Source organism: Marinilabilia sp. (assembly GCF_016278715.1).
Taxonomy (GTDB): domain Bacteria; phylum Bacteroidota; class Bacteroidia; order Bacteroidales; family Marinilabiliaceae; genus Marinilabilia.
In genome coordinates this window covers 17,159-42,187 of sequence record NZ_JADQBH010000131.1, presented here as the reverse complement: position 1 = coordinate 42,187, position 25,029 = coordinate 17,159, and the positions used below count along the sequence as shown (strand labels likewise).

Here is a 25,029-nt window from a genome sequence, read left to right as displayed (position 1 = left end):
GCTGGACAAACATTTTGATGCATTGTAAATTGCTTCTGTACAAAAAGGGGAGGTTAAGATTCGTTTAGTACTGTAAAATGTGAATGACATTTAAATCTATCAAGGGCCATGAAATTAAAAAATACTGAACTTCTTTCAAGGGCGACTATTGACTGTATTCCAAAGGAACAGCTTAGTCTCCGTACTCCTTTTGTCAAACCCAGTATTGATAAAAACAAAGAAACCCTGCTGAAAAAAACCAGTGTCGAGGTTTATCAGTTTTTTGTGAATCACCTGGTTCCCGAACGCCATAACGTTAGTCTTATTAACACCAATACCAGAGAGGGCGTCAATACATTTGTCAAAGAGAACACCAGGTCTATAATTAATCTTAGAAAACTGAACGATGTTCGTTATGTAAATAAGTTTCTGATTCATATCAATAAGTCGATGCCTGATGCTGGTTTTTTTATTGGTTGTGTTGAGCCTGTTAAAAACCTTAAAGCCCGAAAAAAGGAAAAATTTAAATGGTCATTTTTATTCTCTTCCTATTGGACGTTGATATTTCTTTTTCATCGCATTATGCCAAAGATAAAATATCTTCAGAAGGTATATTTTTTTCTAACCAAGGGTAAGTATCGGTATCTTACAATGGGAGAGACGCTTGGACGTGTGGTTAGTTGTGGCTTTGAGATAATTGAATATAGGGAGATTGAGGGGTTGTTGTATTTCGCTGTTATGAAGACCAGTGATCCTGTGCCAAATATGAAACCCAGTTTTGGACCATTGTTTCCAATGAACAGGTTAGGGAAAAACGGCAAAATGATCAAGGTGTATAAACTAAGGACCATGCACCCGTTTTCTGAGTTTTTACAGGATTACATTACAAAACTTAATGGTTACAACGAGACAGGAAAGCCGGCTAACGATTTCCGTGTTGCATCCTGGGGAAGGTTCTATCGCAAATACTGGCTGGACGAATTACCTCAGTTGCTGAATGTCCTTAAAGGTGAATTGAATATTGTAGGTGTTAGGCCTTTGAGTCCTACGCGCTTCAATGAATTGCCCGAAGATATTCAACAGCAACGTATCCGCTTTAAGCCAGGATGTATTCCTCCTTATGTTGCACTTTTGATGCCAGACGCACAGGGGAATATTGAAGCCGAAAGAATTTACCTGGCCGAAAAAATGAAAAGCCCCTTCCTTACAGATGTGAAATATCTGTTTATGGCGCTTTACAATATTTTTTCAGGAAAGATTAAAAGCTCATAGTTGATTTTCTTGTAATGATTTATTAGCTTGTCCGTCAGAGGCTAATGCATAATTGGGTTTTTGTATTCCATAAGTGGCTCACCTCCCTGAGGGAGTTGTCACTTTTTGTTATGCACAAAACCCTTTTTTTATGACACTAAAGGAACTTGTAAAACGAACCCCATTTTTGTTCTTTGCATTTTTTCTTGGATTGGGTATCTGGCTTGCTCGTTTTTTAGGGGAGCAGTTTTTACCATTTTCCTGGATTCCGGTGGCTGTTGTCTCAATTCTTTTTCTCTACATTCTTTATACTTCACGTTTTTTCATCCGGTATAGAAGTCGTTGGCTGCCGGGTGCGTGCTTTTACCTGTTGCTTCTTTTAACAGGGGTTTATTTGGCTGTTTTTTATCGTCCCATTCGCATAAAAAATAGTTTCCGGGTAGAATGTACTGCCCGTGTTATAGAGGCCAATACCACCTATTCAGGGTTTCACAGTTATACTGTAGAGCCCCGGAGGTTAAAAGCGGATACGATTGTTTCTGACTTTCGCACAATGAAATGGCGGTTAATTGTGGAGCCCTCCGATTCACTCCTGATGCCATTGGCCAGACCCGGAAATCTGGTGAAATTATGCACCTCAATTTCCGGTCATGAAAAACCCTCAAATCCGGATACTTTCGATTATGGAAAATACCTCTTTCGTCAGGGCATTTCAGGATGGGGGTTTGTTGAGAAAGAGCAATTTCGCCTTGTGAAAAAAAGCAGGCTACAGGGCATCAGAGGCTACATGAACGAGATGCGTGGCAAAACCATGGAAATATATCGGAAGAATGGGATTGTCGGTGAAGAGCTACAGGTATTGTCAGCCCTGACGCTTGGGGAGCGTGGAATGCTCGATGATGAAATAAAAAACTGGTTTATTCATTCCGGAGCCATTCATGTGCTTGCGGTATCGGGTCTTCACACGGGAATAATATTTCTTCTGGTCAACTGGTTGCTCGATTTGTTTTTACCCAAAAGAAATAGAGTGAGAGTGGTCATTGTTGTGGGGGTGCTTGTGTTTTATGCGTTGCTTACCGGTGGGGCACCATCCGTATTCAGAGCGGTGGTAATGCTTTCCGTAATCCAGATTGGAGGGTATTCTCAAAAAACCAGCAACGTTTACAATTTGTTGGGTGTTTCTGCTTTTATCATTCTTTTGGTTCATCCAATGTCGTTGTACCATATAGGCTTTTGGTTATCTCATTTGGCTGTGGCAGGGATTGTAACCTTCTACCCTGTTTTTGTAAAGGTTTATTCTGATAGAAATCTTTTTGTGAGGTGTTTGGGAGATCTGGCAGCAGTTTCGTTGTCGGCACAGATAGGAACTTTACCCCTGTCACTGTTTACTTTCCGGGCTTTTCCCACCTGGTTTTTGTTATCCAATTTTTTTGTGTTACCGCTAGTGGCTCCCATTCTTGTGCTGGCCAAGCTTTTGGTGGTGTTTTCGGAATTCCGGTTTTTATCACTTATGCTGGCAGGAGTGCTGAACGATTTGTTGGGCTTTATGCTGGGGGTGGTGGAGTGGCTTGATTCTTTACCCTATTCCTATGCGAGGGGGTTATGGATTAATGAATTGTCGGTTTGGGTTTTATATCTTGGAATTATTGCTTTTATGATTTGGTACCATACCCGGCTTCGTTCCCTGCTTAAAGGAACTCTTTTTCTGATGCTCATTTTTATGATTATTGTTCATCTGGACTATTTTCGAAAATCCCAGACCACTGCTTTTGTGGTTTTTGATGTGAAACGCCAAAATGTTTTTGGTATGATAGAATCGGGACAGGGAATAATTATTGCTGATACAACAACTACTGACCGACAGATTGATTTTGCCTGTAGTGGTTTTTTTGCAAGGAATTCTTTTAATTTAAAACGAATGATTCTTTCAGATTGTTGGAATGAAAAAGCCGAAGCAATGGTTTGTTCTGTCGGAAACAGACAATTTCTGGTTTTGGGAAATGTTAATGTGAACAAGCTGGAGTTTCAAACCAAACCTCAATTTGAAAGTGTTGTTTTTTCAGGAAACGTGAAAGGCAATGTGGCAGAGTTCTTGTCTCAAATCAACAGCAAACTGCTGGTTGTGGCCAAAACTTGTCCACCCTGGTGCATAAAAAACTGGCAGGATGAGGTAGATAAATCAAAGGTGGAAGTTCATCTTATTGCCGAAAAAGGAGCCTACTTATTTAACTGACAGGTGATTTTTGGCGTATTGAAAAGGAAATAAAGCAATTTCCGCAATCAACCGTGTGATTAATTCTAAATTCCATCTTTTATCTTATATATTTGTTCTCTGGAAAGAAAATGTCTTTTCAAAGTAGTAAAGGAGTGACCTAGGGGGTATAGCCCTAAATAGAGTTAACGGACAGACAAACAAATTATAAAATGAAGATTCTGATTGCCGGTGCCGGTGAGGTTGGTACACATTTGGCAAGGCTTTTTTCCAATGCCGACCATGATGTAATCCTGCTTGATGATGATGAAGTCAAGTTGAGACGATTGAGTCGAATTTTGGATGTGATGCCGGTTAAAGGCTCGGTAACTTCCATCAGCGATTTGGTGGAAGCGAAGGTGAAATCTGCCGATCTTTTTATTGCGGTTCCACCTTACGAGGAAGTGAGCATTTTGTCTGCCATGCTGGCTAAAAAGCTGGGTGCTAAAACTACTATTGCCCGCATCAATAATTATGAATACCTCGTACCCGAAAACAAAGAGTATTTTAAGCAGTTGGGCGTAGATGAAATGGTTTATCCAGAGCATCTTGGTTCTCAGGAAATTATTGCTTCTCTTAAGCAGGTGGGTACCCGCCAGTTATTTGAGTTCTCTGATGGCCGGTTGTTGTTACTGGCACTTAAAATTCGGGATAATGCACCTATTGTAAATCTTACTCTTTCGGAAGCTGCCGATTTGCATAAAGTGAACGATTATTATACCGTTGCCATTTACCGCGACGGAAAGACCATTATTCCACGTGGAGACAATCGCTTTAAGCATGGTGACCTTACCTATGTGATTACAACACGCCCCGGAATTCCTCAGGTTCTTGCCGATGCAGGAAAACAGCAATTCGAAATTCATAATGTGATGATTCTTGGTGGAAGCCGTATTGGAAAAAAAGTTGCCAAAGAATTGGAACATCATTACAAAATTAAATTGATTGAACTTAACCGCGAGAAAACGATGCGTCTTGCTGACTTTCTTGAAAACACCCAGGTGGTGAGCGGTGATGGACGAAGCCTTGAGTTATTGAAAGAAGAAGGTATCCACAAAACGGATGCTTTTGTTGCGGTTACCGATAATTCGGAGGTTAATATTCTGGCTTGTCAAATGGCCAAAAAAATGGGGGTTCGCAAAACAGTGGCCGAGGTGGAAAATATGGATTACATCGATTTGGCCGAGAATATTGGAATTGGAACCCTAATCAATAAAAAACTTATTGCTGCCAGTTATATTTACCGTTACACGATGAAGGCAAGTGTGTCGCACGTGAAGTGTCTGACTGCAACCGATGCTGAGGTGCTCGAACTTACGGCACAGCCTAATTCCAAAATTACCCGTGGAGCATTGAAAGATATAGATTTGCCCAAAGATATGAATGTGGGAGGTGTAACACGCGGGAAGGAAGTTTTTATTGCCAATGGAGATACCCGTATTCAGCCAGGCGATAAAGTGGTGGTTTTCGCATTGCCGTCAGGACTGAAAAAAGTGGAGAAGATGTTTTCTTAACCTGGATTATTCATGAGTTTTCGTTACGAGATGTTTAAATACCAATGAATTCAGGCAACCGCAGAGAAAATTGATGAAGGAAACGAGCATGGCAACGATTATCGCAAGAGAACATGTATAAGATTTTGCATGCGAGTTACCTCCGGCCATAATAAGTAAATTTTTACGGATGAAATAGTGGACTATTTTCAAGTCAGTTTTATTGAGGACACCTGAATTTAGCAGGTAGTTGAGTATCGTACTAGAATTATTTATGAATAATTAAGGTTAAATACCGGAGCGTTGAATTTCCCGGACCTGGAACATCTTTAGAATTTTTTCCCCGGGCGACATTGGTTTTCTTTTAATTGACTAAAATTGCAATTTCCCCCAAATTTTATACTTGTATGATTTTGTTGGTTTCCTGGGGCTGTCAGGGCCTGGAAACTCAATTCGTGACCACTTTGCTTTCACCAATGAATCGGGCAAAAGGCTCCGGTTTTTAGGTGCTAAAATACCTTTATCAGGGTTCATAACAAATACTACTATATTTTTCTTAGTCCACTAAGTTGGTGGTGATTGATCTCTCTAATGGTTCTTATTCTAGGGTTCCGACTCTGGGAATTATCTCTGAGGTAAATGGTTCTCTTCCTGAAAAAAATGGATACCATTTTTTTTTGATGTTTCATGTATCAGATCTTCCTGTTTGTCACAAATTGTTTGACTTTTATTTTATATCAGAGGAACTTATGTTTCGTAAATTTTGGTTTGTGGAACTGCTCTTTATGAGATTGTTAATGAGATTGGTGTTGAAAAATATCTTGTGTAAGGAATAATCTCATTAGAATCCCGAAGTCCAAATTGACCTTTTGAGTATTGTTGAGTGTTTTTGATTGAACTTTTTCGCTTGTCAGTCTGGGAAAATGTGACTGACCAGGCGAAGCCGTAGAATCAATGAATGGAATTATTATTATTTTAGATATTGGTTTTAGTGAAATTTTCTCATCTGCATAGATAAAAGAATGAGAAATTTTTTTGGCCGGTTAGATTATCTTATATGAAAAATCCCTTCGAGACAGGTTATTATTGTGAACAGGATTTAAAAGAGATTGGTTTTAAATCCATTGGCAAAAATGTAAGAATTGCCAGAAATTGTACCATTATGGGCCTGGAGAATATTTCTATCGGGAATAATGTAATTATTGATGCCTATTGCACCATTGTTGCCGTAAAAGAAGGATTTTTGGATGTTGGTTCTTATGTTCACATTGGAGGGTATTGTCTTTTATCGGCTGGAGATGGGATCGTATTTCACGATTTTAGCGGTTTGTCTCAGGGAGTTAAGGTTTATAGCAGAACGGATGATTACAGTGGAAATTTTCTTACCAACCCCACTGTCCCTGAACAGTACATCGGGTTGAAAAGAGGTTTGGTCGAGATTATGCCTTATGTGGTGGTTGGCGCTCAATCGGTAATTCTACCCGGTGTAAATATTGGTGAGGGTTCCTCGGTGGGCGCCCTGACCTTGGTTAGCCGATCTTTGCCCGAATGGGGGATATTTTTAGGAAATCCCTTGCGGCGAATAGGTGATAGATCAAAAGATTTACTGAAGTTTAGGAATCAATTGTTGGGGTCTCATAAGGGGCTTTAATTTTTTGAGTATAATACACTACTGCAATAGTTCGTTAAGCTTTTGTAATTACCTAAGTCTTAATTTCTTATAAATTCTCAGGCGTTTAACTTAATAGTCAGATTATCAATACCATAGGATTTCTCTTGAATTTTATATCTAAAAATCTAACGATCTATTGCTACTGAGTACTTATTAATTATCAAAAAGATGACCCAGGTTTAATGAATCAGCTGAAAACGGGAGCAGTTTTATCTTATGTTTTAATTTTTGTTACTACAATCGTAGGCCTTGTTTTAACCCCGTTTATTGTAAAGTCTTTGGGGAAAGCTGAATACGGTCTTTACACAATGATTGGGGCCTTGGTTGGCTACATGACCGTTTTGGATTTTGGGTTGACCAATACCATTGTTCGGTTTGTTGCAAAATATAGAGCCGATAGGGATATAAGAGGAGAGGAAGATTTCCTTGCCCATAGTTTTATTCTCTACAGTTTAATTGGCGTAATCATTGTTTTTGGAGGGCTGATTGTCTTTTTTAACCTTGAAAATCTGTATGGTGATACCCTGTCGACATCACAGATGAGCAAGGCTCGTAAGATGTTTATTATTCTGATTTTTAATCTTGCGGTATCTTTGCCGGGTGGTGCATTCCAGGGAATTTGTAGTGGATATGAAGAATTTGTTTTTCCGCGACTTGCAAATATCATTCGGTATATATTGAGAAGTTTATTGGTTTTTGCACTGTTGCTATATGGGGGAGATGCATTGGGAATTATTTTGGTGGATACAGGAATGAATATAATGTATATCTGGATCACCGCAATTATTGCTTTTAAAAAATTGAAAGTAAGAATTTATCTTCATGAATTCCGGTTTTCCTTATTAAAAGCAATTTTAAGTTTCTCCGTTTGGATATTTGTGTTTTCTCTGGTAAACCAGTTGCGTTGGCAGGCAGGACAGCTTGTTTTGGGTGTTTCTTTTTCAACTAGTGTAGTGGCTATTTATGCCGTGGCAATAACCCTGGGGGGGTATTATGGTGCTTTCTCATCAGCAATTGCTTCTGTTTTTTTACCCCGGGCCACACAAATGGTTACGTTTAATGCTTCTTCACGCGAATTAACAGATATGTTTATTCGGGTTTCAAGGGTTATACTTTTCGTGATTTTGTATGTTTTCGGAGGATTTGTTTTGGTAGGCAGGAGTTTTGTGAACTTGTGGGTCGGCAATGATTTTGCAGAGGTTTATTATTACGTGCTTATCATGATGTTTGGTCTGACTTTTATTTTGAGTCAGGGGTTTGCAAGCAATATTCTGGAAGCCAAAAATAAACTTAAGTTTAGGGGGATTTTAATATTGGTCATGACTTTGGCCGGGCTTACCGTCGGAGCGTTCTTGGTAAAGGATTATAAGGGATTGGGGATGATTATGGGAACTGTGATTTTTATGCTGCTTGAGCGGATCGTAATGACCTGGTACTATCAGAAAAAGATTCATTTGCAAATGTTTCGCTATTATAAAAATGTAGCTCCCTTGTTTCTTGGGGTTTTTGTCATTGTATCCGTTATTTATTGGGTTTTTTATTTTAAGGATTTTTCTGGTGATTTTTCAAGGTTAATAGTAGTTTCTGTTGTTTATACTCTTGTTTATGTAGCCTTGTTTTGGAGACTTTCAACAGAACGGGAAAAAAAAATGATTACCGGGGGACTAAAAGAAATGAAAAATAAAGCTTTGTCATGAAAAGACCGAAAATTTCACTGATTGTTCCTGTATACAATGTCAGTAAAACGATAGTTAAATGTTTAAGTTCTATAGAAAACCAGACATTTGATGATTTTGAGGTGATAATAGTTGATGATGGATCTACTGATAATTCCGGTGATTTGTGTAGAAGATTTGTGGAGAAGGATAAGCGGTTTTTCCTTATTGAAAAAGGAAACGAAGGTGTGTCATCTGCACGAAATGTTGCAATAAAAAAGGCTTTTGGCCATTATATTGGTTTTGTGGATAGTGATGATTATATCGACAAACACTTTTGTGAGATATTATTTAAAATTATCACAGAGAATAATGTTGATGTATTGAATTTTGGTTATACCCGTATTGATGGTGAGCGTAAAGTTGTCAGTTATTCGTCATTTCCTAAGAATCGAATTATTAGGGAGCCAGAAATTCTGGATTTTATGGAAACTTCTATGTTAAATAATGACTTGTGGTATCCCTGGCGTAATTTTGTCAAAAGAGAATTTATAGAGAAAAATTTTATCAGATTTGACGAAAACCAACGAATTGGTGATGACAGTCTGTTTAATTTAAAATGTTTCGTTTTCTCAAAGTCTTTTTATTCAATTAAAGAGCCACTTTATTTTTATGTAAACAATCCTATATCTTTGACCCAAGCAAAATTTAAACCAGGTTTGCTGGCACAATATGAAATGCAGTTTCGAGCCCGGTTGGCATTTCATAAGGAACATGAGGTCTTGAAATCAGAAGGCTTTTATCGGGGAATTTCTACCAATTATATCGAGCATTCGCTTTTTATGATGCTCGAGAATCTTAAAAATTCTGAAACAGGCATGGGGCGTGTGGAAATCAATGAAATAAGGGAGTCAGAAATTTTTGATTTTTCGTTTAACCATTATACATCTTCTGGCAGAGTAACAATGAAAATGAGGATTATAATTCTTTTATTTAAACTTCGGCTTTTTAGGATGCTTACATTAGTTTACAATTTTTCATTACTGCCCGAGAAAACTTTGTTTCTGAAAAAAGATTGATTCGTTTCACCCTCAATCCGGTAAACCTTCAGTTTGCCTGTCATTGCCCACGCAGTGAAGCAATCTCAGTTTTCTCTCGGGTGCCAGAGATGATTTTTAATAAATCTTGCTTGTCCCTAATATTGTAAGGGTATTGTTTTTTCTGCATAGATAATATCGATTACATTGAAACCACTTGTTTCCATAATTCTTCCGGTCTATAATGTTGAAAAATACATTGGTAAGAGCATTAACTCTGTCTTAAATCAGGCGTTTACAGATTTTGAATTGATTGTAATTGATGATGGCTCTCCTGATGGTAGTATTAATATAGCCCGGCAGATAAATGACCCTCGTATTACTATCTTTCAAAAAGAGAATGGCGGATTGTCGGATGCCCGCAATTATGGTTTGGAACGTGCACAAGGCAAGTATGTTTATTTTATGGATAGCGACGACTGGATTGAGCCTGCATTACTTCAGACTTGTGTGGAGGAACTTGAAAATGAGAAAGCTGACGTCCTTGTTTTTGGTTACATCTTGGATAATGAGTCTGCTGATGGGAAATTAATTTCTTCCCAGAATATTATTCCAGACACGGAACTTCTTAGGAAAGGTGATAACAATATTCTCAGTACTCATTTAATTGGAATCTTGGGATACGCCTGGAATAAAATGTATAAAAGGACTTTTCTGGTTAATAATGATATATATTTTGAAAAAGGAACATCGCTGATAGAGGATATTCTTTTTAATGTTCAGATTTTTGAAAATGTTGAAAGATTGCATTTTCTCAGTGAGCCCCTATATCATTATATCAACCGACCTGTTGCTACGCTGATTAAACAGTTTTATTTTAATTCATTTGAGTTGAAGCTCCGAAAATGTCTCGTTGTAAAGTCTTTTCTTGATGGATGGAATGTGCAGAATAAAAAAGAACTATTGGGGTTTTGTATTGTGCAGGGAATCCGTTATTGCATTCACAATATGTATTCATTTAAAAATGATTTATGTTATCAGGATAGACTGACTTATATACAGAGGATGTTGAATGATTCTTTTTCCATGCATTTTGTGTCTTACTATAAGCCGGAAGGACTTAAGGACCTGATTTACAAATTTATTATTGTTGGTCGGTGTTACAGATTGTTGGCGCTTTTAGCTTCACGAATTAAGTAGTTTCCTATTTCCCAGAGAAAGGATGTTTATATCTCGTTTTTTTAGTTATCGGTTCAAATTTCGGATGGTCGTTCGAATTCAAAAGTATAGAAAACTGAGTTATTTTGCAGGGATTGAGTTAGACCCAAAACAAAAATATGCCTTCTTTTTTCTTGCAGCAGATTATGGAAATTTAGGAGATGTTGCAATCACTTTTGCCCAGAAAAAATTCATTCAGGAGAACTCTGTTTTCCGGGTTATTGAAATCCCTATCAGCAAAAGTCCGGAAGGTCTGTGGTTTGTAAGTAGAAATATAAAAACCGACGATATTGTCACAACTGTTGGTGGCGGAAATATGGGCGATTTATATGATCAGATTGAATATATCCGGCAGTTGGTTGTTAAATTTTTCCCGGACAACAGGATAATTTCTTTCCCACAAACATTCCATTTTTCAGAAACTTCAAAAGGACAGATGGCCTTGAGATGTGCATGTGAAGTCTATAATTCACATAAAGACCTTCACATTTTTGCAAGGGAGAACGTCTCTTATCAGCTAATGAAGAAATATTTAAAAAAAGCAACTATTTATTTGACCCCTGATATTGTATTCTCTTTGGGTCAAGAGTCATCGCAAAAAAAAAGAAATGGAGCTGTTTTTTGTTTGAGAAATGATAAAGAAAAGAAGTTGTCAGAAAAGCAGTTTATGTTCCTAAATGAAAAAGTGAAGGCCCGGTTTGAAAAAGTATCTTTCCATGATACGGATATCAATAACGATAGTATAGGTCTTCAGGAACAGGAATATGAATTAAAAAAGCTTTTGGATGTTTTTCGTTCTGCAGAGTTAGTCGTAACAGACCGGTTGCATGGTATGATTTTCTGCTATATAACGAATACTCCTTGTCTGGTTCTTCAGAACAATAATCATAAAATTTTGGGGTCATATCAATGGATTAAGGATGATTCAGGGATAGAGTTGTTGACAGAAATTATAGAAGAGGGAATAATTGAGAAGATAAATTCCTTGAAACCTGAGGTTAAAACAAATTCTAACATGATTGAGAAATTTAAGTCTATCAATAACTTATTGTATTGAAAATGAAAAAGGTTCTACATGTTGTGAGCAAAATGGATCGGGCTGGTGCTGAGAGTATGATTATGAATTTGTACCGTGCTGTTAACAAGAGTGCTGTTCAGTTCGATTTTATTGTATTTACGAAGGAAGCTGGGGGGTTTGATTCTGAAATAGTTTCTTTGGGCGGTAGGTTGCATCGAATTATTGCACCTAACCCGATAAAAAGGATGTTTGCGTTAAAAGAATTTCTTCTGGCACATCCTGAATATAAGATATTGCATTGTCATATGTTATTGAGTAATGCATTTCATGTTTTGGCTGCAAAATGGGCCAATGTCCCAGTTCGGATATCACATTCGCACAGTACACAAAACAAGTCAAAAGGGAAAATCATTGATTTTTTATACCAAACGTTTAGTCGAATTGTTATTAGAAATGCTTCAACTCATTTTATTGGATGCGGTAAGGCAGCTGCCAATTTTTTATTCCCCGGGCAGCAAAATGTTTTCATGTTGCCAAACTCAGTTGACACAGGGTTAATGGCAAATATCGGGAATACAAAGAATGAATATTGGTTTAATGAGTTTAATATTGGGCGACAATTCTTGAAAATAATTCAGGTTGGAAGATTGGAGCCAGTCAAGAATTTTTCATTTTCAATTCAATTGGCTAAGTATATGAAGGAACAGGGTTTTTCTTTTCGGATGATGTTAGTGGGGCAAGGAAAATTGTTTGATAATTTAGCACAGGAAATTGAATCTTTTGGATTGAAAGAGTATGTTTACTTATTGGGTTCTAGAGACGATGTTCCTTACCTGATGGCTGGAGCAGATGTGATGCTGATGCCTTCTCTGCATGAAGGATTTCCGGTGGTTCTAGTTGAATCTCAAGCAGTAGGCTTGCCTGCCTTAATTGCAAGTACTATATCTAAAGAGGTGGATTTGAAGATGGGAATGATTCAATTTTTGGGTCTTGATGAAGAATTGAGTAAATGGGCTGAGAGTTTGCGCGAATTGAGTGTTGTGAAAATCATGAGCGATTCGAACCGTTTAAAAGTTCTAAAGGATAAAGGGTTTGATATTTTATCGAATGCCAAAACTATGACTAGTTTGTATGAGCATCCGGAGTTATATGGGAAGCTTAGCCCCCAATGATTTAAACATCTCTTTTTTTTATTCTGCCAGGTGACAATAGTCCGCTAAGTTTTTGTAATCACCTAAGACTTAATCGCTTAAAAAAACCTCGTGAGTTTGCCCTAATGTTCATATTAAAGGATTTCTCTTGAATCTTATATCTAAAAATCTAACGATCTATTGAGGTGATTACCTTCAAGGAAAAAGATCAGACATTGCTACAAAGAATGTTTTTCGGTGCCAATCAGAATTTTCAAATAGGAAAACCAATATGGTAGTTCAGAATAATCCTTTGGTTACAATAGGTATACCTTTTTATAATTCTGAGAAGTATTTGGAATTCGCTATTTGCTCTGTTTTAAACCAAACATACCACAATTGGGAACTATTTCTTATGGATGACGGAAGTGAAGATAAATCATTATCTATCGCCAGGTCATTCGAAACCGATCCCCGCGTTTCTGTAATTTCTGATGGTGAAAATAAAGGTTTACCTTCAAGATTGAATGAACTTTCGGCGTTGACCAATGGCCTCTATTATGTACGTATGGATGCCGACGATATTATGTTTCCCAGCCGCATTCAAGTCCAATTAAGATTTCTCCAACAGAATCCTGATGTTGACGTTGTAGGCAGTAATGCGATTTCCATTGATAGTCAAAACCGGGTAATCGGAATGCGAAAAAGCAATCCGGCGAATTCACTTAATCAGAAATATGTGTTGAAGAATGGGTGTTTCATTCATCCAACTGTAATGGGAAAATCTTCTTGGTTTAAGCAAAATCAGTATGATGTTTTACTCAGAAGAGCCCAGGATTTCGACTTGTGGGTAAGGACGGTGAATAAAAGTGTTTTTTCCACACTGGATGATAGTTTGTTGTTTTATCGTGAAGGAAATATTCCCACTTTAAAAAAATACTGGATTGGAAAAAGGTTTGAATCAAGGATTGTGCATAAATATAGGGATGCTTTGGGGAATGCTGAATATGTGACTTTTCAAATGAGAAATATTTTGAAGGTAAGTTTGTATTTATTGTTTTATTCCTTGGGAAGGATAGACCATTTGATCCACAGGCGTTCATTGTCTTTGTCTAATGATCAGGCAGATGATTTTCGTGAAATATTAAATTTGAGTCTGAAAAGTTAGTTGTTTTGATGGGGTTAAAAAGTTATTTTTCGGGGTTCTCTTCCTGGGATTATATATTCTTTCATGAAGATATTTTGTTGATATTTATCCTTATAGGTGGTACAATTGTGTTTTTTTATCACCAAACGGAAAAAAGAGCTGTAATAAACAGCCTTTTGCTTTTGATTTATGTATTTGTAAATATCCTCTTGTGGGGTAGCCGTGCCTCAAATATTGGAACTGACACCTATAATTATTATCACTTCTTTTTTTACCCCAGCCAGAGATTGGTTGGATTTACTGCTGTCTTTGAGTTATTTTATCTGGAGCCATTATTTAAAGTTTTAGTGTTTCTTTCTTCCAGATTTCAAAGCTATGCTATATTTTTGTTTACTGTTTCCATTATTATCAACTTTTCTTTGTATTTTTTTGTTAGAAAGGTGACTCGGAATGACAAGTATGGCAGCAGTCTCATATTATTTTTAACGATTGCTTCCATGTTTTCATTTTCTTCTATCCAGTTCAATATTATCAGGAATGGGATAAGCATCGGTTTTTTTTTAATTGGGTTTTCATATCTTTTTGATAAACACTGGGGTAAATTTATTCTCTTCTCGACTATTGCCTTTCTATTTCATCATTCTATTCTAATGCCGGTATTACTGGCGTCTGTCGCAATGTTAAAAAGAATACCCCTTTGGGCTTATCTGGTATATTATTTTGTTGCTGTTGGAATATCTCTGGGGGGGTATGGTATCCATTCTATCCCATTTTGGCAGGATTTGGGTCTGGATAAGCTTGCCGGATATATTTCTTTAACCGAAACCAGGTACCGTGTTGGTTTTCGATGGGATTTTTTTCTTTATAATACCTTTTTTTTGGTGGTTTTCCTTGTTTTGCGGCGAAATGGAAGCCAGGTCTATTTGGGATTGTTAAAATATTTTGTTTTGACATCAGGTTTGTTCTTCTTAAGTTTTTACATCCCCTTCTCCGATAGAATAGGTGTTTACAGTTGGATTGCAGTACCGGTATTGTTGTTTGTGGGGTCCTCAGTGCGATTTAAAGAGTATCGTATAGTTGCAGCTGCTATCACTTTGCTTGGCTTTTATGCGATTAACCGTTTTTTGTTGTTTTATATGTATATGTAGTTGTATCTTTTTTTAATACAGTGGTTTAATGTTTTTAAAGAGCAGATTGAGTGCGCTATTTTGGCAAATTTAAACCCATTACTTTTCAGTTTTAACGTTTTACGGTTATGGAAAAAAAAGTTCTTTTTGTTGCATCAGTCGCATCGCATATTAAAGCTTTTCATTTGCCCTATCTGGAATGGTTTCAGGAGCATGGATATGAGACACATGTTGCCTGTTCGGGAGATGAATCCCTGCCTTATGTTAATCAGCAATGGCATGTGGATTTTGTTAGATCTCCATACTCTTTTGGACACTTTAAAGCATTTTCTCAGTTGAAGAAAGTTCTTGACAATGAAGGATTTGAGTTGATTACTTGTCATACCCCTATGGCAAGTGTGTTGACCCGACTTGCTGCTATTCAAGCCAGGGCAAGAGGTACAAAATTAATTTATGTTGCTCACGGCTTTCATTTTTTTAAAGGTGCTTCTATTGTTAATTGGTTGTTTTATTATCCAATAGAGATACTATTGTCCGGATTTACAGATAATATTGTGTCTATTAATTCTGAAGATTTTGAAAGAATAAAAAGTAAAGGGAGTTCCAGGTGTAATTATTCCCTATTGCCCGGGATCGGTGTTAAAGGCGATGATTTTTTTAAGGTTTCTGCGGAGGACAAATTTGAGCTTCGAAGAAAGAAAGGAGTTGATAAATCAATCTTTTTATTGGTTTATGCAGCTGAGTTCATTCCAAGAAAAAACCATAAATTTATTATTGAAGCGGTTCAGGAAAACAGGTCTGAATTCGAAGGTATTAAAATATTTTTTGCAGGTAAGGGTTTGATGCAGAGACAATTGGAAGACATGGTTGACGAGCGTGAGCTTAACCACATAATTGAATTTATTGGTTTTAGAAAGGATATTGACGAAATATACAAAATGGCTGATCTCGGGATTTCTTCAAGCAAACAGGAGGGGCTTGGATTAAATTTGGTGGAGGAAATGATGTGTGGGTTGCCGGTAGTTGCAACTGTTGACCGTGGGCACAAAGAGATTATTGAACATGGTATTAATGGGTTTCTGTTTGAGCAAAACAATTATAACCAATTTGTGCAATTTATTATGAAAACAAGAAATGATTCGGTCGCTTATGAGCGTCTATCGGCTGAGGCTATAAGAACATCTTCGAGATTTGAACTACGCAAGAGTATGAGCGCGATGAGTGATATTTATCGGAGGTATTTGACTATACCCCAGGAGACTTTTGTGTAGACTATTTGGCATCTTGTGCCGTTAGGTTAACTTGTTATTTTTGTTTTCGTGGAAAATGTATCTGTACCTAATTAAGTATAAGCCATGTGTTGATTTTATTGCTTCATTTGAACGTATTCTCCTTGTTGAATTATTTGTTGCTTGTTTTTACCATTTCTTTGTCTAAGTAGTAGTTAATGAATGGCGTAAAGAAAAAAGAGATTGGCTCAGTATTCCATGCTGCTAAATTCTCGCCCGATGATGGTTTATCATTACCTGAAAAGGCATATTACTACGGATGCGGGAGATATGCTATAAATGCGCTATTACAATACCACATTGACAAGAAAGAGTGGTTCAGGTTATTTATTCCCGAATATTTCTGTTACGATGTAATTGATTCAATAAAGGAAACGGGAATTCAGGTAGTCCTGTATCCTGATTTCCCTCTTGCCGATGACTTAGAAGTGATTAAAAAGATACATTTTTACCCAGGAGATGTATTATTACGGATGAATTATTTTGGCTGGAGAACATTTAGAGATAATACCAATTTGAATGTTGTTGTAATTGAAGATCATTCGCACGCTTTGGATTCGGAATGGGCGAAGCGCAGTAATGCCGACTGGTGTTTTGCTTCATTAAGGAAAAGTATTCCAATTCCGGATGGAGGAATTCTCTGGTCTCCTAAAAACTATTTATCGAGGATTTCAGAACCTGAAATTTCCGCCCCACATGCAAAATTATCTAATCAACGATTCCGTGGGATGGAGCTGAAAAGTAATTACCTTGAGTCCGGGGACCCTTTTTTAAAAGAGGAATTTCTAGAAATTTTTAACAGTACTGAAAGTGAAACTGGAAAAGGTGAAATATCTGCTATTTCAGCCATCTCCCGCAAAATACTTAAAAGTATTCCTTCATATTTGAACCAAAGGAAAATTGAGAATGTACAATTCCTTTTACAACACCTGACTCCTAATCGGTGCAAAGTGCTACAACCTGATGGGCAATTGTCCGATTTCTCCCTGATTCTTTTCTTTGATGACACAACCTGTCGCGATTGGGTTCGAGAAGAATTAATCAAAGAGAATATTTATCCCGGCATTCTCTGGGAGGTGCGGGATGATAATATTAGTATGCGGGTTAAAGATTTCTCAAGAAGGATGCTCTCCTTGCCAATAGATTTTCGCTATTCCCGCGAAGATTTATTGTGGATGAGTAAAGTAGTTAATTCAAAAATGATTCAATTGTAAATTCGCCTTCCCTTTACTGTTTCTGAGATTATTAATTTATTTTTTGAAGGATGTACGTACGTTTTATAAAACCCTGCATTGATTTCTTTTGTGCACTGTTTTTTTTGATTCTTTTTTCTCCGGTATTTCTCTTCGTTTACTTGTTTATTCTAATCACCTGTCGGATAAACCCGGTATTTCTTCAGGTTCGCCCCGGATTTAAGGGGAAGCCATTTACCATCTATAAGTTCAAGACAATGACAGATGATAAGGATGAAAATGGAGAGTTGCTGCCTGATGAACTGCGTTTGACTGGCGTTGGGAAAATAATACGGAAAATGTCTTTGGATGAATTGCCCCAGTTAATAAATGTATTAAAAGGCGATTTGAGTCTGGTTGGTCCACGTCCTTTGATTATGGCCTATTTGCCCTTATACAACAAAGAACAGGCGAGGCGGCATGATGTTAAGCCCGGGATTACCGGTTGGGCGCAGGTTAATGGTAGGGATGCAATTACCTGGGATGAAAAGTTCAAACTGGATATCTATTATGTTGACAATCTGAGTTTTTTGCTGGATATTAAAATCCTTTTAAAAACAGGGGGTAATGTGTTGGCAGGGAGGGATGAGAGCCCTGTAAATTCTGCAACAATGGAAATGTGGTATGGCAACAGAAGATAACAAATTTATATTGTACGGTGGCAGCGGACATGCCAAGGTTATCGCCGAATGCATTAAGGCGAATGAAGGTTGCGTTGTCGGAATTTTTGATGACAACCCGAATTTAGATTGTTTTGGAGAAATTCCTTTTTTTGGAACTTATAACCCGGAGAATCATACTAATCCGATGATTGTATCAATCGGAGACAATAAAATCCGGAAAAAAATTGTGGAGAAAGTTAAGAAAGAGTTTGGACGTATTCAGCATCCTTCAGCTTGTGTCTCCCCATCTGTGAAAATTGGCGAAGGCACAGTGGTTTTTCATAACTCAATTATTCAGGTTGACAGTCTCATCGGAAGGCATGTCATTATTAATTCAGGTGCTTCGGTAGATCACGAATGTGAGGTTGGAGATTTTGTACATATATCCCCCCATGCTACTTTGTGTGGGAATGTTAAGGTAGCAGAAGGTACTCAGATTGGTGCCGGAGCAGTTATCCTGCCTGGAATTACCATTGGACACGGTGCAACCATTGGAGCCGGGGCGGTTATTATCCGGGATGTTCCTGATTTTGCCATTGTTGTAGGCAATCCCGGTCGTATTATCCGTTATTATGAGCCGGCGCACAATAAATTTTGGCCATTTGGCTCTGTTTGATATTTCCTAACCCGGATTTTACGAACGTATGATTTGTTTTATCAGCAGCAAAATGGTTGTATGAATTATAGTCCGGTTTTAAAGCAAGCAACAATCGAAACAGATATTTTGCAAATGAAGGTTCTATCTGCCGAAATAGAAGCGGATTATCTTGAGTGGTTGGCTATTTGGGAAGACTGGGATGGGAAAGAGATATTTGCGCATCCTGATTATTTGAGGTTATATAGTGATAATTCCAGGGCAAGGTGCGCTGTTTCGAAATCTGATGCAGGTGTGCTGATCTATCCGTTTTGCTTGAGGGAGATTTCCTTTGATTGTAATTGTGCAGAAGTGCCAAAAGCCTGTTATGATATTATTTCTCCCTACGGTTATGGTGGTTACTTTTTCATTGGAATAGGGGATTTTAAAGAGTTGGTTCTTGAATTTAATGCAGCCTTCAGTCAGTGGGCTGTCTCTCAGGAGATTGTTAGTGAGTTTGTTCGGTTTGATTTGTTTGGAAAAGGGTGGAAGCACTATTTCGGTGAAGTTGTTCACAATAACGACAATGTTGTTTGTGATCTTACCAGGGGGAAACAGCAAATCTGGTTGGACTATAAACAGAAAGTCAGAAACAATGTGCGTAAGGCGAACAATTCCGGACTGCAGTTGCAACTTGATTTTGCAGGAGACAGAGTGGTTGAATTTATGGAAATTTATTATGGGACCATGGATCGCAGGCAGGCGAAGAGAAAGTATTATTTTGATCGTCAGTTTTTTGATCGCATTCATAAAAAGTTAGCTGGGCATTTTGTTTATGTTTATGCCTGTCTGGAAGGAAAAATTCTTTCTGCAGATTTGGTACTCATTTCTGATTATAACTTGTATTCATTTCTTTCAGCTACTGATGGGGATTCATTTGGCTATCGGCCCAATGATTTTGTGAAGCACAATATTATATGTTGGGGGATAGAACAAAGTAAATTGGCTTATATACTGGGTGGTGGCTATAACTTGTCTGATAGTCTGTTTGAATACAAGAAGGCCTTTGCGCCAACCGGGATATTTCCTTTTTTCATCGGGAAGAAAATATTTAATCAGGAGTTGTACGATTTATTGGTAAGGATTAGAGTATCAGAATGCCAGGATGATTGTGGTGTGGTTAATCAGGTTCCTGGTTTTTTCCCTCAATACAGAGGTCCTTCAGATGAATCTGAATATTACTGGTGAATTGGAGATTTTCTTAAAATAAAAAATCTATGCATACTAAAATCTGGTTATCGTCTCCCCACATGGGAGGCAATGAAATGCGATATGTCCAGGAGGCTTTTGAGTCCAATTGGGTGGCTCCATTGGGCCCTAATGTTGACGAATTTGAGAAAAGTATTGCTAAATACCTGAATGTAGGAGGTGCTTCGGCCTTAAGTGCCGGAACTGCAGCTTTACATTTGGCCTTGATTTTACTGGGGGTGAAGTCTGGAGACGAGGTTTTGGTGCAAAGTTTTACCTTTTCAGCTTCGGTCAATCCAATATGTTACCTCGGAGCTACACCTGTTTTTGTGGATTCGGAGGAAGATACCTGGAATATGTGCCCAAAAGCCCTGGAGAAAGCAATTGAAAGCCGGCTTGCGAAAGGAATGAAGCCGAAAGCAATCATCCCCGTTCATTTGTATGGTATGCCTGCCCGGATGGAAGAAATTTGTGCCATAGCTAAACATTATTCCATTCCCATTATCGAGGATGCTGCTGAGGCGTTGGGGGCTTCCTATAAAAACAAAAAAATAGGAAGTTTTGGGGACTTTGGTGTCCTTTCATTTAATGGGAATAAAATAATTACTACATCAGGCGGAGGTGCCCTGGTGTCTGATGCTCCGGAGTTGATTCGTAAATCCCGTTTTCTGGCTACCCAGGCCCGAGATGAGGCGCCTCATTATCAGCACAGCCAGTTAGGGTATAACTACAGGATGAGTAATGTTTTGGCGGGTATAGGTCGGGGCCAAATGGAGGTTCTTGATGAGCGCGTTAAAAAGAGGCGCAGGATCAATGCCTGGTACCGGGAAGTACTTCAGGATGTTCCCGGGGTTTCATTTCAGACAGAGCCGGGAGATGAGTATTTCTCCAATTTTTGGTTGACTGCTATTTTGGTTGATCCCGAAGATAGTAACGGAATTACCTGTGAAACTTTGCGGCTTGCTCTATTGAAAGAGAATATTGAATCACGACCGTTATGGAAACCAATGCATCTGCAACCTGTTTTTCAGCGATTTCCTTTCTTTGGTACCGGGGTTTCAGAGCGTTTTTTTGAACAGGGACTGTGCCTTCCCTCCGGCAGTAATTTAAGTGATGAGGATCTGGAGTTTATTAAGCGTGTACTGCTGAAAATTTTTCATCTGAAAAATAAAGCTATTCTGACTTAAAGTATAAAATGCAGCAAAACTAAAAAAAAAAGTTTTGAGTTTTTTATGCCCATTTGAATTTTTTTCGAATGGGTTTTTTTTGCGTTATTTTCTTGGCCAGTAAATAAGAATGATTCACCGTTTGTCAAAGGTTTTACATTGTTTGTCTTCAATAAATGCCGGTTCGTGTAATAAAAAGTAATTTAAATGAATAACATTTTTGAATTTTTTACGTCTAAAGGAATAATAAAACAGATAGAATCTGATGATGATTATATGTCGAAGGGTGATTCGCTGAAGTGAAAAAGCGCAGTGAAGAGAAGATCTGGAAGAGAAGTTTTTTTATTATTAATTAATATGAGGTAAAGAATTATGAAGGGTTTGATTTATTTAATTGTAATTGCGATTTTTACGCTTGTGGCGTGTGATGGGGAGAATTTAATTCCCAGTTCAGACTATCCGGCGAATCAGGAAATGCCGGAAAATGAGGATAGTTCAGAAGTACCAGTTAATACCGATGAAGACAGCATTTCAAAGGTTGTCCTACCTTATGATGAAATTCCGGAAGAAGAATATACCATTGATTTGCAATATTGGGATATTCCAAGTGACGGTACCCAACCTGTAAAAACAACCGATAATCTTCAAGCTGCCATCGATTGGGCTGTTGGCGAGGGTTATGGGATTATTCGATTACCTGCAGGTCATTTTATTGTGGGAAAAGATGAAAATGGAGCATTTCATCGAGGAATTAAGTTGAAAAGTAATATGGCTTTTTTCATGGATAAAGATGCATTGATTGAAATGGTGCCTAATAATAAAGGAAATTACTACACCGTTGCTGTTTCTGAACAGAGAAATGTTGTGATATCAGGTGGAACTATACTGGGTGATAGGTATGACCATACTTATACAGAGGGGCATACTCATGGCGGCGGTCATTGTATTGCAATTACTCATGAGAGTGAAAACGTCACGGTTGAAAATATGAGACTAAGCGAAGCAACTGGAGATGGTATTTTGCTACAGGGATACGCAGGAGAAGGCTCTTCGGTGAAGAGTATTGTTATCAGGGAAAATGATATATTTGACAACCGCAGGCAGGGTATTTCTATTGTGGGTGGCATAGATGTTTTAGTTGAAGATAATGAGATTCACCATACACATGGGACTGCACCTCAGTTTGGAATTGATATTGAGAGTGAAATATATCATAGTGAAAATATTACCATCAGGAATAATTATTTTCATCATAACAAAGGAGGGCATATTATTAATTTTGACGCCTGGGATCTTGTTATAGAAGACAATATAATGGAAGATGGAGAGGGGTTTGACCATTGGAGGTCAGTAATCTATTGGAATAATACTGCTCCAATTATTAGGAACAATGAAATTACTTTTAATATACCTTCAAAAGGTGTTGGTATTGCTATGTATCCTAATAAGTATTCAAAGACAAATCCGGATACAACCTTAATAAGCGGGAATGTCTTAAATGGATGTGGATTCTATATGTATGAGGGAACAGACCACAAGATTATTGATAATTCTATAACATCAGGTTCTATAGGATTAACTGACATGAGAAATGTGACACTTAAAGACAATTATGTAGAAATTGATGGAAGTTGCGGGGGTATGTCATTAAGCAATGTTCGGGGGATTGCTTTCGATAATTTCTTGAATGGCATACTTATTCATCTGCCTTTGGATACTGAGATTCCTTTTGACGGAAGGGCTTGTGAATATAAAGTTGAATAGATTTTTGCTTAGTCAGACGGAATGTTGCCAGAGGTTTAATGAATAGTGTTGCTTTTTTCCTTACATAATTAGATTTAGGGGAAATGATTTTTCACTATCTGAAACAAAAGAGGTTAACCACGAATGGTTAATCTCTTTTTTTATTATTCAAAATTTGTTTCCACCAATTCCCGATCTAACTCACAATAAAGACTGTTTTCTGATTTATACTCAGGTACAAGTTCCTTCATTCTTGCAACCAGGAGTTTATCGTTTTCGTTCTTCAGGGCTTTAAGCATTTCTTCAACTTTCTGGTTAACGGAATCGTATTCATATCGAATCACTTTCCCAATCATGATTTTTTCATGGTGAGTGGGAAGAGTATTTTCCCGACAGGCCAATAGTTCTTCGTATAATTTTTCTCCTGGCCTTAAGCCAGTGAAGATAATTTTTATGTCTTCATCAATTTTAAGCCCTGAAAGTCGAATCATAGCCTTGGCAAGGTCGTAGATTTTTACGGGTTCTCCCATGTCAAAAACAAGTATTTCGCCACCTTTACCCATGAAACCGGCTTCCAGGACCAGCTGGCATGCCTCGGGAATGGTCATGAAGAAGCGGGTTATGTCTTTATGCGTTACCGTCAACGGGCCTCCTTTTATTATTTGCTTTTTAAATAATGGCACTACAGATCCGTTGGAGCCCAGTACATTCCCAAACCGTGTTGTGATAAAAGCGGGTTTTAAACTTTTAAGTTGAGACAGTGCCTGAATATATATCTCACATATTCTTTTTGAGGTTCCCATTACATTTGTCGGGTTGACGGCTTTATCGGTCGAGACCATTACAAATTTTTCCACCTCGAATTGGATGGCCAGGTCGGCTAAAATTTTGGTGCCTCCAATATTAACCCTGATGGCTTCGTAAGGAAAGGCTTCCATTAAGGGAACATGTTTGTAGGCAGCAGCGTTAAAAATGATTTGTGGCCGAAACGAATCAAATACTTCCTTCATACGATGAAAATTGGTTACATCGGCCAGGATAACTTCGAAAGGTTTGTCAACATGGTTAAGAATTAACTCTTGCTGCAAGTCATAAATAGATGATTCAGCAATATCGAGCATGATGACTTTTTTTACAGGAAACCTGAGTAATTGTCTAACTATTTCGGAACCGATAGAACCAGCCGCACCTGTAACAAGAATGACTTTGCCTTCCAATCCCTCCATGATTCGTTGCTGATTGAGTTTTATTTCTTCACGTCCAAGAATATCTTCAATTTTAATGTCTCTTATCTGGTTCTGATTGGATAAGCCATCAATCCAGTTTCTGACAGTTGGCATTACTTTGAGTTTCCAGCCTCTGTTGAGGCAACTTGTTGAGATTTCCTGTTTGCGTTTAACGCTTATATCGTTAATGGCCAGTATGATAACTTTAACGTCTTTTTTTTCGGCGACTGAAAGGGCTTTTTTCCAGCTCATCACCGGACGGTTTTGGAGTCTGATATTCCATTTGCCCGGATCGTCATCTATAAATCCAACAACATTATAACGGGTTTCTTTGTCATTGTTTATAGCTTCCATGGAAATCTGACCCATTTCTCCTGCGCCATAAATAAAAGCATCGACGGTGGCGTGTTTTTTAGTGATTAACGAAAAGATTTCTTTTACCAGGATTCGAAAGGTTAATGTAAAAATTACCGTCAACAGGAAGTGGAGAATTATGATATGTCGGGATATTCTAAAACTACTAAGTTCGTTCTGAAAGAATAATTCGTTGACTGCAAACAGCATTAAAACACCCCCAAAGCAGGATTCAAAAATTTTTCTAAACTCATAGTATCCACTGTGGCGGATAATGCCTTTGTATGAGTTGGAAATTAAATAGGCAATTAAGTAAAAAAGAATTACCCAAATGCTCTTTGTGAGAATCCCCTTGATTTCCAGAGAAAAACTGGTGTCGGGCAAAGTCAGGTAGGCAAGAATAAAGGTGTTGCCCACTATTGCCAAATCAATGACAAGAATCCACCAGGGAGACAAGAGCCTGGATTTGAATGATTTTAATAATAGAAACTTCATGGCCGATATAAATTAAACTGATTCAGAAATAATTTCACCGTTGACTTAGAAAGTACATGTAA

The 25,029-nt window shown here is 37.9% G+C and carries 19 protein-coding genes; 18 read left to right on the top strand and 1 reads right to left on the bottom strand.

Annotated features, from left to right (window positions below; translation table 11 throughout):
* The first annotated feature begins 108 nt into the window (after positions 1-108).
* The 18 genes from QZZ43_RS08425 to QZZ43_RS08340 all read left to right on the top strand — a co-directional run bounded on the left by QZZ43_RS08425 (position 109) and on the right by QZZ43_RS08340 (position 22,913).
* The gene (locus QZZ43_RS08425; RefSeq protein WP_291857889.1) at positions 109-1,251 is read left to right on the top strand and encodes a sugar transferase; all 1,143 of its coding nucleotides are present in this window, start codon (positions 109-111) and stop codon (positions 1,249-1,251) included.
* A 130-nt stretch (positions 1,252-1,381) separates the two neighbouring features.
* Complete coding sequence (locus QZZ43_RS08420) at positions 1,382-3,463, top strand: ComEC/Rec2 family competence protein (protein ID WP_291857888.1); 2,082 nt, start codon at positions 1,382-1,384, stop codon at positions 3,461-3,463.
* A gap of 191 nt (positions 3,464-3,654) precedes the next feature.
* A complete protein-coding gene (trkA, locus tag QZZ43_RS08415; RefSeq protein ID WP_291857887.1) occupies positions 3,655-4,995 on the top strand; it encodes a Trk system potassium transporter TrkA in 1,341 nt (446 codons plus the stop codon).
* 1,036 nt (positions 4,996-6,031) lie between these two features.
* Positions 6,032-6,625 carry an acyltransferase gene (locus QZZ43_RS08410; protein ID WP_291857885.1) on the top strand — a complete coding sequence of 198 codons (594 nt, stop codon included), beginning with the start codon at positions 6,032-6,034 and terminating at the stop codon, positions 6,623-6,625.
* A 203-nt stretch (positions 6,626-6,828) separates the two neighbouring features.
* On the top strand, positions 6,829-8,343 hold the full coding sequence (locus QZZ43_RS08405; RefSeq protein WP_291857883.1) for an oligosaccharide flippase family protein: 1,515 nt from the start codon (positions 6,829-6,831) through the stop codon (positions 8,341-8,343).
* Positions 8,340-9,380: a glycosyltransferase gene (locus QZZ43_RS08400; RefSeq protein WP_291857881.1), complete on the top strand. Its 1,041-nt coding sequence runs from the start codon at positions 8,340-8,342 to the stop codon at positions 9,378-9,380. Before QZZ43_RS08405 ends, QZZ43_RS08400 begins: the two co-directional genes overlap by 4 nt.
* Before the next feature lie 165 nt (positions 9,381-9,545).
* On the top strand, positions 9,546-10,538 hold the full coding sequence (locus tag QZZ43_RS08395) for a glycosyltransferase (RefSeq protein ID WP_291857879.1): 993 nt from the start codon (positions 9,546-9,548) through the stop codon (positions 10,536-10,538).
* A gap of 64 nt (positions 10,539-10,602) precedes the next feature.
* The gene (locus tag QZZ43_RS08390) at positions 10,603-11,613 is read left to right on the top strand and encodes a polysaccharide pyruvyl transferase family protein (RefSeq protein ID WP_291857877.1); all 1,011 of its coding nucleotides are present in this window, start codon (positions 10,603-10,605) and stop codon (positions 11,611-11,613) included.
* 2 nt (positions 11,614-11,615) lie between these two features.
* Complete coding sequence (locus QZZ43_RS08385) at positions 11,616-12,746, top strand: glycosyltransferase (RefSeq protein WP_291857875.1); 1,131 nt, start codon at positions 11,616-11,618, stop codon at positions 12,744-12,746.
* 250 nt (positions 12,747-12,996) lie between these two features.
* Positions 12,997-13,872 (top strand): glycosyltransferase family 2 protein, encoded by an 876-nt coding sequence (locus QZZ43_RS08380; RefSeq protein WP_291857873.1) that lies wholly within the window; start codon positions 12,997-12,999, stop codon positions 13,870-13,872.
* Positions 13,873-13,880: 8 nt separating this feature from the next.
* Positions 13,881-14,999 carry an EpsG family protein gene (locus QZZ43_RS08375; RefSeq protein WP_291857871.1) on the top strand — a complete coding sequence of 373 codons (1,119 nt, stop codon included), beginning with the start codon at positions 13,881-13,883 and terminating at the stop codon, positions 14,997-14,999.
* Positions 15,000-15,106: 107 nt separating this feature from the next.
* The gene (locus QZZ43_RS08370) at positions 15,107-16,249 is read left to right on the top strand and encodes a glycosyltransferase (RefSeq protein ID WP_291857869.1); all 1,143 of its coding nucleotides are present in this window, start codon (positions 15,107-15,109) and stop codon (positions 16,247-16,249) included.
* A gap of 176 nt (positions 16,250-16,425) precedes the next feature.
* Positions 16,426-17,481 (top strand): hypothetical protein, encoded by a 1,056-nt coding sequence (locus QZZ43_RS08365; RefSeq protein ID WP_291857867.1) that lies wholly within the window; start codon positions 16,426-16,428, stop codon positions 17,479-17,481.
* Positions 17,482-17,531: 50 nt separating this feature from the next.
* On the top strand, positions 17,532-18,140 hold the full coding sequence (locus QZZ43_RS08360; protein ID WP_291857865.1) for a sugar transferase: 609 nt from the start codon (positions 17,532-17,534) through the stop codon (positions 18,138-18,140).
* Positions 18,124-18,777 (top strand): acetyltransferase, encoded by a 654-nt coding sequence (locus tag QZZ43_RS08355; RefSeq protein ID WP_291857863.1) that lies wholly within the window; start codon positions 18,124-18,126, stop codon positions 18,775-18,777. Before QZZ43_RS08360 ends, QZZ43_RS08355 begins: the two co-directional genes overlap by 17 nt.
* A 114-nt stretch (positions 18,778-18,891) precedes the next feature.
* On the top strand, positions 18,892-19,983 hold the full coding sequence (locus QZZ43_RS08350; protein WP_291857860.1) for a GNAT family N-acetyltransferase: 1,092 nt from the start codon (positions 18,892-18,894) through the stop codon (positions 19,981-19,983).
* A gap of 29 nt (positions 19,984-20,012) precedes the next feature.
* Positions 20,013-21,170: an aminotransferase class I/II-fold pyridoxal phosphate-dependent enzyme gene (locus QZZ43_RS08345; RefSeq protein WP_291857858.1), complete on the top strand. Its 1,158-nt coding sequence runs from the start codon at positions 20,013-20,015 to the stop codon at positions 21,168-21,170.
* 351 nt (positions 21,171-21,521) lie between these two features.
* Complete coding sequence (locus QZZ43_RS08340; protein ID WP_291857856.1) at positions 21,522-22,913, top strand: right-handed parallel beta-helix repeat-containing protein; 1,392 nt, start codon at positions 21,522-21,524, stop codon at positions 22,911-22,913.
* A 143-nt stretch (positions 22,914-23,056) separates the two neighbouring features.
* Here QZZ43_RS08340 and QZZ43_RS08335 read toward each other — a convergent pair whose 3' ends face one another.
* Positions 23,057-24,967 (bottom strand): nucleoside-diphosphate sugar epimerase/dehydratase, encoded by a 1,911-nt coding sequence (locus QZZ43_RS08335; RefSeq protein WP_291857854.1) that lies wholly within the window; start codon positions 24,965-24,967, stop codon positions 23,057-23,059.
* Positions 24,968-25,029 lie beyond the last annotated feature (62 nt).

What these genes read in the sequence shown, in the direction of transcription:
- QZZ43_RS08425 (WP_291857889.1), top strand. Translation starts at nt 109, where the DNA reads ATGAAATTAAAAAATACTGAACTTCTTTCAAGGGCGACTATTGACTGT.
- QZZ43_RS08420 (WP_291857888.1), top strand. Translation starts at nt 1,382, where the DNA reads ATGACACTAAAGGAACTTGTAAAACGAACCCCATTTTTGTTCTTTGCA.
- trkA (WP_291857887.1), top strand. Translation starts at nt 3,655, where the DNA reads ATGAAGATTCTGATTGCCGGTGCCGGTGAGGTTGGTACACATTTGGCA.
- QZZ43_RS08410 (WP_291857885.1), top strand. Translation starts at nt 6,032, where the DNA reads ATGAAAAATCCCTTCGAGACAGGTTATTATTGTGAACAGGATTTAAAA.
- QZZ43_RS08405 (WP_291857883.1), top strand. Translation starts at nt 6,829, where the DNA reads ATGAATCAGCTGAAAACGGGAGCAGTTTTATCTTATGTTTTAATTTTT.
- QZZ43_RS08400 (WP_291857881.1), top strand. Translation starts at nt 8,340, where the DNA reads ATGAAAAGACCGAAAATTTCACTGATTGTTCCTGTATACAATGTCAGT.
- QZZ43_RS08390 (WP_291857877.1), top strand. Translation starts at nt 10,603, where the DNA reads ATGGTCGTTCGAATTCAAAAGTATAGAAAACTGAGTTATTTTGCAGGG.
- QZZ43_RS08385 (WP_291857875.1), top strand. Translation starts at nt 11,616, where the DNA reads ATGAAAAAGGTTCTACATGTTGTGAGCAAAATGGATCGGGCTGGTGCT.
- QZZ43_RS08380 (WP_291857873.1), top strand. Translation starts at nt 12,997, where the DNA reads ATGGTAGTTCAGAATAATCCTTTGGTTACAATAGGTATACCTTTTTAT.
- QZZ43_RS08375 (WP_291857871.1), top strand. Translation starts at nt 13,881, where the DNA reads ATGGGGTTAAAAAGTTATTTTTCGGGGTTCTCTTCCTGGGATTATATA.
- QZZ43_RS08370 (WP_291857869.1), top strand. Translation starts at nt 15,107, where the DNA reads ATGGAAAAAAAAGTTCTTTTTGTTGCATCAGTCGCATCGCATATTAAA.
- QZZ43_RS08365 (WP_291857867.1), top strand. Translation starts at nt 16,426, where the DNA reads ATGAATGGCGTAAAGAAAAAAGAGATTGGCTCAGTATTCCATGCTGCT.
- QZZ43_RS08360 (WP_291857865.1), top strand. Translation starts at nt 17,532, where the DNA reads ATGTACGTACGTTTTATAAAACCCTGCATTGATTTCTTTTGTGCACTG.
- QZZ43_RS08355 (WP_291857863.1), top strand. Translation starts at nt 18,124, where the DNA reads ATGGCAACAGAAGATAACAAATTTATATTGTACGGTGGCAGCGGACAT.
- QZZ43_RS08350 (WP_291857860.1), top strand. Translation starts at nt 18,892, where the DNA reads ATGAAGGTTCTATCTGCCGAAATAGAAGCGGATTATCTTGAGTGGTTG.
- QZZ43_RS08345 (WP_291857858.1), top strand. Translation starts at nt 20,013, where the DNA reads ATGCATACTAAAATCTGGTTATCGTCTCCCCACATGGGAGGCAATGAA.
- QZZ43_RS08340 (WP_291857856.1), top strand. Translation starts at nt 21,522, where the DNA reads ATGAAGGGTTTGATTTATTTAATTGTAATTGCGATTTTTACGCTTGTG.
- QZZ43_RS08335 (WP_291857854.1), bottom strand. Translation starts at nt 24,967, where the DNA reads ATGAAGTTTCTATTATTAAAATCATTCAAATCCAGGCTCTTGTCTCCC.